At 31.4% G+C, this 11,565-nt stretch carries 14 protein-coding genes; 10 read left to right on the top strand and 4 right to left on the bottom strand.

Annotated features, from left to right (window positions below; genetic code table 11):
- Window positions 1–132: 132 nt before the first annotated feature.
- From JFU18_RS29770 to JFU18_RS03800, 4 genes are all read left to right on the top strand, one after another.
- Window positions 133–402 carry a TniQ family protein gene (locus JFU18_RS29770; RefSeq protein ID WP_307838512.1) on the top strand — a complete coding sequence of 90 codons (270 nt, stop codon included), beginning with the start codon at window positions 133–135 and terminating at the stop codon, window positions 400–402.
- Window positions 390–1,211 carry a TnsD family Tn7-like transposition protein gene (locus tag JFU18_RS29765; protein ID WP_242486442.1) on the top strand — a complete coding sequence of 274 codons (822 nt, stop codon included), beginning with the start codon at window positions 390–392 and terminating at the stop codon, window positions 1,209–1,211. Before JFU18_RS29770 ends, JFU18_RS29765 begins: the two co-directional genes overlap by 13 nt.
- Window positions 1,212–1,298: 87 nt before the next feature.
- Entirely contained in the window at window positions 1,299–1,721 is a 423-nt protein-coding gene (locus JFU18_RS29760; RefSeq protein ID WP_242488449.1) for a hypothetical protein, read from the top strand.
- A gap of 557 nt (window positions 1,722–2,278) precedes the next feature.
- A complete protein-coding gene (locus JFU18_RS03800) occupies window positions 2,279–3,184 on the top strand; it encodes a DUF2935 domain-containing protein (protein ID WP_201033756.1) in 906 nt (301 codons plus the stop codon).
- A 201-nt stretch (window positions 3,185–3,385) separates the two neighbouring features.
- On the opposite strand, the gene JFU18_RS03795 is transcribed toward JFU18_RS03800, so the two are convergent.
- Window positions 3,386–4,276: a DMT family transporter gene (locus JFU18_RS03795; protein WP_098634986.1), complete on the bottom strand. Its 891-nt coding sequence runs from the start codon at window positions 4,274–4,276 to the stop codon at window positions 3,386–3,388.
- Window positions 4,277–4,390: 114 nt separating this feature from the next.
- Here JFU18_RS03795 and JFU18_RS03790 point away from each other — a divergent pair, with 114 nt between their 5' ends.
- The 4 genes from JFU18_RS03790 to JFU18_RS03775 all read left to right on the top strand — a co-directional run bounded on the left by JFU18_RS03790 (window position 4,391) and on the right by JFU18_RS03775 (window position 8,355).
- Entirely contained in the window at window positions 4,391–5,008 is a 618-nt protein-coding gene (locus JFU18_RS03790) for an XRE family transcriptional regulator (protein ID WP_201033320.1), read from the top strand.
- A gap of 446 nt (window positions 5,009–5,454) precedes the next feature.
- Complete coding sequence (locus JFU18_RS03785; RefSeq protein ID WP_201033757.1) at window positions 5,455–6,405, top strand: hypothetical protein; 951 nt, start codon at window positions 5,455–5,457, stop codon at window positions 6,403–6,405.
- 241 nt (window positions 6,406–6,646) lie between these two features.
- A complete protein-coding gene (locus JFU18_RS03780) occupies window positions 6,647–6,796 on the top strand; it encodes an aspartyl-phosphate phosphatase Spo0E family protein (RefSeq protein WP_002012842.1) in 150 nt (49 codons plus the stop codon).
- A gap of 158 nt (window positions 6,797–6,954) precedes the next feature.
- Window positions 6,955–8,355, top strand: a complete 1,401-nt coding sequence (locus tag JFU18_RS03775) for a protoporphyrinogen oxidase (RefSeq protein WP_201033200.1) — start codon at window positions 6,955–6,957, stop codon at window positions 8,353–8,355.
- A gap of 65 nt (window positions 8,356–8,420) precedes the next feature.
- Here the strand turns inward: JFU18_RS03775 and JFU18_RS03770 are convergent, their stop codons facing one another.
- Complete coding sequence (locus tag JFU18_RS03770; RefSeq protein WP_016102030.1) at window positions 8,421–8,969, bottom strand: hypothetical protein; 549 nt, start codon at window positions 8,967–8,969, stop codon at window positions 8,421–8,423.
- Between the two features lie 230 nt (window positions 8,970–9,199).
- Between JFU18_RS03770 and JFU18_RS03765 the strand changes: the two genes are divergently transcribed.
- A complete protein-coding gene (locus JFU18_RS03765; RefSeq protein ID WP_002031946.1) occupies window positions 9,200–9,751 on the top strand; it encodes a GNAT family N-acetyltransferase in 552 nt (183 codons plus the stop codon).
- A 43-nt stretch (window positions 9,752–9,794) separates the two neighbouring features.
- On the opposite strand, the gene JFU18_RS03760 is transcribed toward JFU18_RS03765, so the two are convergent.
- Window positions 9,795–9,980: a cold-shock protein gene (locus tag JFU18_RS03760; RefSeq protein ID WP_000286202.1), complete on the bottom strand. Its 186-nt coding sequence runs from the start codon at window positions 9,978–9,980 to the stop codon at window positions 9,795–9,797.
- 86 nt (window positions 9,981–10,066) lie between these two features.
- A complete protein-coding gene (gene cspD, locus JFU18_RS03755; RefSeq protein ID WP_002012849.1) occupies window positions 10,067–10,270 on the bottom strand; it encodes a cold-shock protein CspD in 204 nt (67 codons plus the stop codon).
- Window positions 10,271–10,653: 383 nt separating this feature from the next.
- Between cspD and JFU18_RS03750 the strand changes: the two genes are divergently transcribed.
- Window positions 10,654–11,550, top strand: a complete 897-nt coding sequence (locus JFU18_RS03750; RefSeq protein WP_201033758.1) for a CPBP family intramembrane glutamic endopeptidase — start codon at window positions 10,654–10,656, stop codon at window positions 11,548–11,550.
- The last annotated feature ends 15 nt before the right edge of the window (window positions 11,551–11,565 follow it).

Here is an 11,565-nt window from a genome sequence, read left to right as displayed (position 1 = left end):
GTTTTCAGATATGTATACTATAAAATATTTTATAGAAAGGCATTCACTGATACCACTGATTAGACCATTTAAAACAGAAGAGTGGTACGAGCAATTAAATGAAGGAATAGGTTCAAAAGTTTATCATAATCAATTCAGTTTAAAAAAGGGAATATAAAATCCAAAGAGCATTTATACTGTTGTTCAGCATGTATAAAGGAACAATATGAGCTTTATGGTGAAGCTTATTGGAATAGAGTACATCAGGTTCCAGGAGTTTTTGTTTGTATAAAACATCAAATACCTCTAATTAAGCATCCAACTAACATCACACACTTGTATACATATAAATTTATCTATCCTAAACTAAGGGATAGGATAGATAATGAATCTTTTTTGAAAATAAACTTATGGATGAATTAATAGGGATTGCAGAAGATGTAAAGTATTTGTTAAGTGAAAATTTCTCGTCTTTTGAGAAAGATTATTATGTTGAGAAGTATGAGACACTCCTGAAGATTAAAGGTATCGGATATCCTATGTTAAAAAGAACTCAACGCTTAAGTGAATTACTTCAAGATCATTATTCGCAAAATCTATTATGTATGCTGGAATCTTCATTTCAAATAAATGAAAGATCATCATGGGTAAATGATATTTTTGGTCAAGGTAGTATCCGATTTTGTCATCCAATTAGACATATATTGATTATGCGTTGTTTGTGTGGTTCTGTAAAAAACTTTTTGGAAAATGAATTTATATATGAACCTTTTGGAAAGGGACCATGGATATGCATGAATCCTTTAGCTAATCATTATTTGCAAAAAAACGTTAAAAAGGTGGAAATTAGTGTTCATGGATTAAATCGAGAAGTACAAGGAGATTTCACATGTAATTGTGGTTTCATATATAGACTTAGAGAAAGGGAACAAGATCCCCTAAATATCCTTTATTGGAGCAATAGAATTGTTGAAAAAGGAAATGTATGGGAGAGGGAATTTAATAAGCTTTTATCAAGTGGATGTACTCAGAAAGAAATCGCAATGAAAACAGGACTTACACCACCTACTATACGAAAAATATTAAGGGATCGTAAAAAAATAATAAAAAAACTAGACAGTAAAGAAACTTTACAGATTTCGCGAGAAAAGAGAACACTGGATTATAAAGAAAAATGGATACAATTAAGATGTAACTATCCAACCTATACAAGAGTAGAATTGGCTCATTAAAATCGAGCAGCGTATGCTTGGTTGAGTAAATATGAGAGAATATGGCTAGAAAGCCATTTACCGTCCAAAGTTTTGGGTAAAAATTCAATGAAAAAAAGTAAAGAAAGTTACTATAAAGAAGATTTAGTACATATAGAAAATGCCCAAAAAATAGTTAATGATTGGGAAGAATATGAAAAGGTTAGAGGTAAGTTAATTAGAAAAACGTACTCAGCTGTTACGAAGATATTAGGAGTATATAAAAAGTGTTCGAAAAAAAAGAATCATCCACTGTTGAAAGATTATATTGCGACAATTGAAGAATCTTTACAAGATTTTCAAAAAAGAAGGGTTCGATATATACTTGAACATAGGTTCAAAGATGTAGTAGTTAGTTTATCTGAAGTAAATGATGCAGCGAGTGTAAAAGTAGCAGTAAGAAAAGGAGAAGGGGATATAAAAGAATATATAAAACGGTTGATAAAGGAGCACAACCAATCAATCTTAATGAAAAGATACAGAAATATATAATTATTTTTGGAAATGTGAAAAAAAGCAATGTACTACACATCTAATATAAATGTATGGTACATTGCTTTTTATTTATAAACGAATAGTTCGGAAATTTGTATTGCGCAACTTTCTTTTAAGAAGAAAACAAATTTTAATTTGGAATTAAAGTTGTTAATGTACAACCATGTTTTAATGTCATTTAAAAGGATCATTAATCAGTAGGTTATACAGCCATTTTAATGTACAACTTTGTTTTAACATAACAATAGGGGTGTAAATTGAACAGAAATATCGATTTGTTTTGAAAAAAGTATGGCAAAAGGACGCCATGCTTTTTTCAGTTTATTAAAAATAAAGAACAATTTTTATTTAAAGGATGTTTTAAAGGATGAAGCATTAGGAATCATCTCAATCCGGAAAGCATATGACTTAATAGAATCTATTTCTATGTGCAAGGGGAATGCATATGTGGAAATTTCAAAAACCTTGAAAAAACGATTGCATAAGTATATTTAAATTTTATTTATTTTCATACATAGTATAATTGAGCATTCAAGGAACAAGGAGTGATTGTAATGTCGACAGACCAACCTATTCCTGGACATTTTATTATGGACCCACAGCGAGCTATGCTGTTGCCACCGGAATTGAAAGCAGCTCCATCTGAATCATTAACAGAACAATTATTTATTGAACGATCTATAACTGAAAATAGATTTTGGTTACGTATTATGAAAGAGCATGCTTTGTTTCTTGGTGAGGGGTTTAATCGTAACGATAAAAATTTAATTCAGCAAGTAGAACAGTTTTATAATCAGTTTGATAGACAGCTGCAAAAAGCATTTACTATTCCACAAACTGTTCAAACGGTAAGGCAATTAAATGAAGAGAGCATTCAGTTAGTGTATGCTTTTCGTAATTATAAAAGAAACTTACTAATTTTAATCATCAATTGTAAAGTGAAAGGGTTTAATTTTCCACTTTTAGTGGATCATGTTGCACGAGAAGCGGAATATTTTATGCGGACACTTCAAAAGTTTAATGAAGGCAAGATGGATCCTATTCAAGATGCGATTATTAGCGAGAATGTTTTCTGGTTACGAATTATGATGGAACACTCACGTTTTATTGGATCATTACTGGATCAATCGGAAAGAAATCTTGTTCATACAGCGTTGAAATTCGGTGATGATTTCGAAATTTTGCTTAACCAAGCTAGAGATGTTGAATCGATGTTATATCAAAAAGAACCGACATATCCGATTATAGGAAAAATGAATAAAGATAGTGAAAATGCCACTGTTGAGTTAAGGGATTTCAAAAAAGCAGGATTAGAGTTAATTCAAACATGTCAAATCCGAAATGTCATAAATCCATTGCTTGCTGATCATGTTACAAGAGAGGCAGAGCATTTCCTCTTCATGATTCATGTATTGGAGCAAAGGCTAAAGCAAAAGCAAGTGGAACAATCTCCGCAATAATAAATAAACAAGAAAAACATGGCAAACTAATGTCATGCTTTTCTTGTTTATCCCGCTATTTGTGGGCAGTAAAACTCCCACCTCAAAATTTGGCTGGAGCAAAGAAGTTATGTGGGAGTCGGGCTGCCCGTAAACGCCCGATTGGTGAAGGCTAATAATCAGCGGGGGATGAACAAAACCCCCACTGATTAAAGTTTCACTTTATAAATTGTGATTTGATTGTTTCGGTTGTAATAAAAATATTGCTAATCCAATGAAAATAAGTAGAATTCCTAGTCCTTGCTGTAAAGAAATTGTTTCATCTAAAATGAAATAGGCTAAAATACAAGTTCCAATTGTCTCTCCTAAAATACTCATCGAGATAACAGTAGCGCTCATCCATTTTAATAACCAATTAAAAATTGTTTGTCCTAAAATCGTTGCAATGAATGCAAGACCTATAAAGGACCACCATGTTTGTGCAGTGTAATTGAAGAAAGATGACTGCTGTGTGTAAGCAAATATACCGAGAAAGAGTGAACTACTGCCATAACTAATTACCGAGTACGGTATTAGGGATAGGTCTTTACGAACATATTGACTAATGAAAAAGTAAGCTGTTATGACGCCAGCAGCAATAAAAGCTAAAATATCGCCGTATAAAGCCTCGCCACTAATTTGAAAATCTTGCCACCCAATCACGATACTTCCTGAAATTGCAATAAGGCAGCCTATAATCGCACCTTTCGTAAACCGTTCCTTAAATAAAAAATAACCACCGACCATTGAAAATAAAGGTTGCAACGTTACGATAACTGTAGAACTTGCTATGGAAGTATACTGTAATGATTCAAACCATAGTACATAATGAGCTGCTAGAAATAATCCAGATAAGAGTCCAAATCCCCATTGCTTTTTTGATAATGAGCGAAGTTCGCTTCGATTGTTTGTATTAAATATTAGAAACGGTAAAAGAATTACCGTAGCAAACAATAATCGATAAAAAGCAGTGATTGCTGCAGGGGCATCGGCTATTTTTACGAAGATAGCTGAAGTAGATAAGGCGAACACGCCAAAAAATAAGATGAAATATGAAAGAATAGGTGATTTCAAAGTTTGTCCCTCCGATTGGTTGTTTATTATAATGAACTGTATATAATATAATGTACAAAAGTTAGTATATAAGCCTAAGATGAAATAAGGAAGGATTAATTGCCACTGTTTAGTATGTCAGCACAAAAGGGACAAAAGATGTATTATGATGGACGAAAGGAAGTTGTAACAATGATTCATTATCGGCTAGGTCAAACTGTTTTAAGTTATCGTAAGAAAAATAATATGACAATTCGTGAATTTGCTGATTATGCAGGAATCAGTACTTCACTTATTAGTCAAATTGAAAGAGGACATGCCAATCCTTCTTTAAATGTATTGGAATTAATAGCGAAAGCATTAAATGTACCGCTGTTTACTCTTTTTATTAATGATATTGATACAGACTCACTTATTTCTAAGAAGAAAGATCGGAAAAAAGTATATCGAGAAAATAATGATCATATTGTTTATGATGTGTTAACACCAGATTTTATGAAAGCTCGCATTGAAATGTTAATGATGGATTTAAACGGATATGCAAATACAACAGAAAGTCACTATTCCCACGAAGATAAGGAAGAAATTGCAGTTGTAATGAAAGGGGAAGTGTATGTGGAATTGGAAGGGAATGAATATTTTTTAGAAGAAGGAGATGTTGTGCGTATTCCACCGAACGTGAAACATAGATTTTTGAATAAGAGTAATGAAATGAATCACATCTTATTTGTATTAACACCTTCGTTAAGCTAAGGAAGTAGCTTAAGGATACATACTAAGTAAAGTATCAATTACATAAAGATTCGCGTGTATAATAAAACAACTATCTATAAATGCATACACATTTGATTTTCACTTTGTATGTTTAAGAAAATGAGAGATTTGACAAAAAAATAAGATAGTTCCATGACTATCAAACCAAATAATTCAGATAAACAAGGAGTAAAACGAGAGATTGTTCGTTATTTATTTCATAATCAAAACAAACACAATTATGGAAGATTGAGACTGCATTAGGGATGAATAAGTATCATCTCAAAATATTATTAGAAGCAAATTTAATTCTTGTTGAGCGACAGGGACAATTTTAATTTATAACTGTAAAGGAGGAAACTTTTCAAGAGTTTTCACCTGGCTTTTTGCCGACTTTGTAGATGCTAAAAAACCATTTTTATTAGGGTTTAGAGGGGATAAGAGAGATGGAAAATATAAGTGTATTAAAAGATGGGCTTTCAATTATATCTCAATGTAAAAAAGAAACAAATGATATTTGGCATGCACATTTCGGAGCAGCTGCCATTGCTAGTTATTTTTTTACGAAAAACAATAACATTGATGAAAAAACTGCCTGTAACATTTATTCTCAAGCGAAAATGATGCTCCATAAGCAAAGGTTAGGCGAAACAATTGATAATAAACAAGGTGTCGATTATCAAAGTGCTGAAGAAACGATAATTAAATCTTTGGAACAAACGATTGATGAACTCCATTGGGTTGGTCATAATGTAATTTACGCTTCTTTAAGTTTACTAGCCATTAAGGAGTTAAGTCATTGGGGGAGTGAGCAAGATATTAATAATATAGCAAACCTTATATTATCGTTTCAAAAAACAATTCCCGGTAGATCTTGGATTTGCTTTACAACTAAAGAAGTAAAGCAACTAATTATAAATAATGAGGAGATTCAAAGCGAAATTAAAAACCCGAAGCAATTATCTGATTTTATTTTAAGTGAATTATCTGAATTTAACGTTATATATAAGGCAGAATCACATCACGATTTAATTGGTCATATGCTTACCTTCTCACATGCGATTAATATATTATATGACTTAGGGCATATAGAATTATTTCAACGAGGAATAAAACCACTATTAAAGCTAGTTTATGTACTTAGAAAAAGTCGCAATTTAATGCCGAATGCCCAAATAATATTGAATTCTCCTGTAGATCGTTTACCTCTTACAAAAGCAAAAAAAGTTGATACACTTCCGCTAGATAATGCATTCTGGCTTAAAGACTACAGCGAATTTAATTGGGATTTTGGACACATATTTAAATTTTCATATAGTTATTTTGATCACTTAACAAGGGTTCCAGAATATAAAGATAAAACATTTGAGAAATTCTGTTGTATTATTAATGAGTAAAAGTGTCTAACTTTAAATTAATAGTAAATGGTACACATTCATAAACTAACATATTTATAAAAAATGGTAGAAAATTATAATGACCTGTAATAATAGGCTTAGTTTAAGTCTCTTTTTTTGTTAGTAGTATATTGTTTTTTCAAATATGTAAGATTTTACATTAGCATGAGACTTTTACTTATTATGTAAGTAGGCTATACTAAAATACATATATTTTGAAATTGGAGCGAATAAAGACGACATGGAATTAGTGAAGTTAGAAAAAATAATTGAATTGAAAAAAGAAGAATTATTGAATCTAGTCTCAAATTATGGACTTCAACATGAAAAAGTAATAGCACTCAGCCAAGAAATTGACAAATTAATAAACTGGTTTATGTTTTTAAAATAGAAAGAACTATGACGTGAGTTGAATATGTTATAGTTCTTTTTTATTCATATATATTGTCTAATTTCTTACAGAATGCGAAAGCTGCTAGTCGACTATGATAATTTTTGGTTATAATAATAAAGGAATTATTAATTGTATCGGTTAGGGGCGCAGCAAATATGAAAACAGTCGTTGTCATCGGTGGAGGTATTACTGGACTTTCTACTATGTTTTATTTAGAAAAATTAAAGAAGGATTATAATATAGATTTAAATTTAATCCTTATTGAGAAAGAAGAGTATTTAGGTGGTAAAATCCACAGTGTGGAAGAAAATGATTTTATTATGGAATCTGGAGCAGATTCTATTGTAGCTCGTAATGAACATGTTTTGCCGCTTGTAAAAGATTTAAATTTAGAAAATGAAATGGTATATAACGAAACAGGTATTTCTTACATATACTCTGATAACATATTACATCCAATTCCTGCTGACACTATATTTGGGATTCCTATGAGTGTTGAATCATTATTTAGCAGTACGCTAGTCTCAAAAAAAGGGAAAATCGTTGCTTTAAAAGATTTTATTACGAAAAATAAGGAGTTTACAAAGGATACATCACTTGCTGTATTTTTAGAAAGCTTTTTAGGGAAAGAATTAGTGGAAAGACAAATTGCACCTGTGCTTTCAGGTGTATATTCTGGTAAATTGAATGAGCTTACAATGGCATCTACGTTACCGTATTTACTTGAGTATAAAAATAAATATGGAAGTATTATTAAAGGTTTTGAAGAGAATAAAAAACAATTTCAGTCAGCAGGAAATAAAAAGTTTGTATCATTTAAAAGTGGACTATCTACGATTATTAATCGCTTAGAAGAAGTGCTGACTGAGACTGTCATTAATAAAGGTGTTGTAACAACAGTGATAAGTAAAAAAGGGGATCGGTATGAGGTTTCTTTTGCAAATCATGAGACAATACAAGCTGATTATGTCGTTTTAGCAGCTCCACATGATATCGCACAAACGTTATTACAGTCTAATGAGTTAAATGAGCATTTTAATAAATTTAAAAATTCATCGCTTATAAGTATTTACTTAGGTTTTGACATACTAGATGAACAACTACCGGCTGACGGCACAGGTTTTATCGTAACGGAAAACAGTGATTTACATTGTGATGCTTGCACATGGACAAGCAGGAAGTGGAAACATACATCTGGTAAACAAAAGCTATTAGTAAGAATGTTTTATAAGAGCACTAATCCAGTATATGAAACGATCAAAAGTTATAGTGAAGAAGAATTAGTACGAGTTGCTTTATATGATATTGAAAAGAGCCTCGGAATTAAAGGTGAACCGGAAGTAATTGAAGTTACAAATTGGAAAGATTTAATGCCGAAATATCATTTAGAACATAATCAAGCTGTTCAATCATTACAAGAAAAATTAGCCGTGCTTTATCCTAATGTATACTTAGCTGGTGCTTCATATTACGGTGTAGGAATTGGTGCTTGTATTGGAAACGGAAAGAATACTGCCAATGAAATAATTACGACATTGAATGAACAGTCAAAATAATAATATTGAATACATATGTAAATAAAATGTCCCTCCAACATAATGGAGGGACATTTTATTTATGATTATTTAACATTAATTACAATCTTTTTATGATTGGCTTTATTCTCTTTAATAGTTAATGTTGTTTTTCCAGATTCTTCAAATGAATACGGTGAGAGCCGATAAAGTTCTTTAATACTATGTTTTTCTTTTAATTTATTTGTAGGAATTAATGTTATATTAGGCTTCCATGTTTCCTGTTTGCCTGAAGGGTAGTCTACTATTATTTCTGGATTATTTAATTGTATTGTTTCCCAAGAGACAAAATACAGTTCAACTTCTGCATCTTTTTTTAGTAATTCTTCTGAGAAATAACCAAACTCACCAACATTACCAAAAACAGTGAAATTTTGATTTTGCAATTTAATATCTAAATATCTAGGTTGATATGTTGCTGCGTGATACATTCCGTATGAAAGAGAGAGTGTGGCAGCGATTAATATACCAACTGAAAATGTCTTAAAGCTATTTCCTTTAAAACTTGTCATCATAAATGAATTTGGTGTGAATTTTTTTGCGAATAAAAAAATGAGTAAAATGAGCAAGAGGGATAAGCCAATGAAAATATACATAAAGTTTAAGCACCTCCGTAAGAAATATTTACTGTTTTTCTATATTTTAACATGAGAAGGTGTAAATTAGGGGTGGTTTTTAGAGGGGAATTAATAAATACAACGAAGTTATATATTATTAATAGGATAAACATCGCTAGAAATATTTGATTTGTGGGACATTAAGGACTTTCCTAATTATAAATATTTTTTCTGCTATAATAAATGAGTAGAGAGAAAGGAGTGATCCTATGGTATTTCCTATGTTAGAAACAGAACGCTTGCGCTTAGTTGAAATAGAACAATCTTATTGTCAAAAAATATATGAAATATTCTCATTAGATGAGGTAACGTGTTATTACGGTATGAATTCTTTTACTGAGTTTGGACAAGCTTCACGTATGATTGAATCTTTTTCAAAAAATTACTTTGAGAAAAAGGCAATGCGTTGGGGGATTGTATTAAAAGACACAAATAATTTAGTAGGAACAATTGGATTAAATAATTTACAACTTTGGAGTAAACGCTCAGAGATTGGATATGATTTGCATCCTCGTTATTGGGGGAATGGTTATGCTTCTGAAGCTGCTCGAGAAATTATTACTTATGGATTTCGAGATTTAGGCTTATTTAGAATTGGAGCTATTACATATCCTGAAAATATAACTTCGTGTAATATGTTATCTAAATTAGGTTTTCAACAAGAAGGGCTGTTACGTGGATACATTCATCAAGGAAATAAACAACACGATGCATTAATGTATTCTATTGTACGAACAGATGTAGAGGATATTCATTATTAATAAAAAAGCCCCTCTTATTTAAAATAAGAGGGGCTTGTAAAAATCAACCTATTTTAGGTAATAAACGTTCTCCGCTTTTCATACTACTTTTACATAAAGGGCATTTAGGCTCTTCTTCAAATGAAAAGTTCTTTCTCATCCATCCTAAACAATCCTCTGATTCACATTCCCAAACAGGGGTTTGTTCTGGTGGTACTTCTGCTACATCGTTCTTTCGATTGCGATACATGTAACCACTCCTTTTATGTAAAAATTTTTAGTTATATATTAAAAAGGTTGTTAACCGAGTCGGTAACAACCTTTTTATTGATTGAATTATAGCTTTACAACGTTTTTAGCTTGAGGTCCACGGTTACCGTCTTCAACTTCGAAGCTAACTTCTTGACCTTCGTCAAGAGATTTGAAGCCGTCGCCAGTGATAGCTGAGAAGTGAACGAATACGTCGCTACCGTCTGCAACTTCGATGAAACCGAAACCTTTTTCGCTGTTAAACCATTTTACTTTACCTGTTAATGTCATGGTAATGCCTCCTAAAATTTAAAAAGATTACAATATGATCGGCCTTATTCGATTGAAAATAAAAGTTCACATATTATCAAAAATCCATAAGGAGTACAAAACATTCCTGATTGATACTTGATAATATGCAAAGAAAATATAGTGCTAAATTGACCTTAATTACTATCCTACAACAAATGGTGGGAAATAGCAAGTGCTTGGTAATATCAGTGAATGAATTGGGTGATACTGGTAAAAGGCGCGAAGACATCTCTTTTATTTATATATTATTCCTAATCTGAATTTATTCCAAACGGAAATCATTTATTTTAAAAAATATGTTTAATGGAAACGATATATATTTTAAGAATACAGATGATTACAATAATAAGGAGGATAGAATATTGCTAAATAAACAATTTAAAATAATTGAAGCAGCAAAAGAAGGAAGAAGAAAAGTTCATCCTATTTTCGCTGTTATACTTGCAATTGTATTTTTAACTTTAGGTGAATTTTTCATGTTGTTTATGCTGTTTTTACCGAAAGCGGATACATCATTTGTAAAGGCAATTTATAATAATATTGAGATGATATTAACGTTTGGTGGGGCTATATTTTTTATTTTTTTATGGATTAGGTTTGTAGAAAAAAGGTCATTTTCATCCATTAGTTTTTGGAAAGTGCAATGGATGAGAACGTATTTGAGAGGTGCGTTAATAGGATTTGTCTTCATTTCAATACCAGTAATTGTGCTTATATTAACAGGGATTGTAAAACTACAAATGCAACAAATTACGGCAACCGCCATATTTGGTATTGTAGGATCTTTAATTGCTTTTTTAATACAAGGTGCAACGGAAGAAATTATTGTACGAGGCTGGTTATTTCCAGTTATTTCTGTTAGAAGTCGTATATGGGTTGGGATTATAGTGACGTCCTTTTTATTTGGTTTTCTGCATTTACTTAATCCTGGTATTACAATCCTTTCAATATCGAATATAATATTAGTTGGTGTATTTGCAGCTTTTTACGTATTAAAGGACAGTAGTCTTTGGGGGATTTGTGCATGGCATTCCATTTGGAATTGGGCACAATATAATGTCTATGGTTTTGCAGTTAGTGGCATGACGATATATTCAACACCACTATTTAAACCTGTAACAAATGGGTCAGAAGTTCTTCATGGAGGCTCATTTGGTATTGAAGGTAGTATTATTACAACAATAATGCTTTCTATCGCTTCAATCGTTTTATGGAAACAGTTATGGGGGAGAAGAGTGAAACAACGAGATTTTAGTTAAGGAAAGTGGGAGAAA

It is taken from the genome of Bacillus sp. TH22 (genome assembly GCF_016651015.1).
Lineage (GTDB): Bacteria > Bacillota > Bacilli > Bacillales > Bacillaceae_G > Bacillus_A > Bacillus_A mycoides.
The sequence above is the reverse complement of the archived record's forward strand: the minus strand, read 5'-3'. Positions and strand labels throughout refer to the sequence as shown.

Coding starts and splice junctions, on each gene's coding strand:
- JFU18_RS03785 (WP_201033757.1), top strand. CDS start 5,455: ATGGAAAATATAAGTGTATTAAAAGATGGGCTTTCAATTATATCTCAA.
- JFU18_RS03760 (WP_000286202.1), bottom strand. CDS start 9,980: ATGTATCGCAATCGAAAGAACGATGTAGCAGAAGTACCACCAGAACAA.
- JFU18_RS03780 (WP_002012842.1), top strand. CDS start 6,647: ATGGAATTAGTGAAGTTAGAAAAAATAATTGAATTGAAAAAAGAAGAA.
- JFU18_RS03770 (WP_016102030.1), bottom strand. CDS start 8,969: ATGTATATTTTCATTGGCTTATCCCTCTTGCTCATTTTACTCATTTTT.
- JFU18_RS29765 (WP_242486442.1), top strand. CDS start 390: ATGGATGAATTAATAGGGATTGCAGAAGATGTAAAGTATTTGTTAAGT.
- JFU18_RS03775 (WP_201033200.1), top strand. CDS start 6,955: ATGAAAACAGTCGTTGTCATCGGTGGAGGTATTACTGGACTTTCTACT.
- JFU18_RS03800 (WP_201033756.1), top strand. CDS start 2,279: ATGTCGACAGACCAACCTATTCCTGGACATTTTATTATGGACCCACAG.
- JFU18_RS03790 (WP_201033320.1), top strand. CDS start 4,391: ATGTCAGCACAAAAGGGACAAAAGATGTATTATGATGGACGAAAGGAA.
- JFU18_RS29760 (WP_242488449.1), top strand. CDS start 1,299: ATGAAAAAAAGTAAAGAAAGTTACTATAAAGAAGATTTAGTACATATA.
- JFU18_RS03765 (WP_002031946.1), top strand. CDS start 9,200: ATGGTATTTCCTATGTTAGAAACAGAACGCTTGCGCTTAGTTGAAATA.
- cspD (WP_002012849.1), bottom strand. CDS start 10,270: ATGACATTAACAGGTAAAGTAAAATGGTTTAACAGCGAAAAAGGTTTC.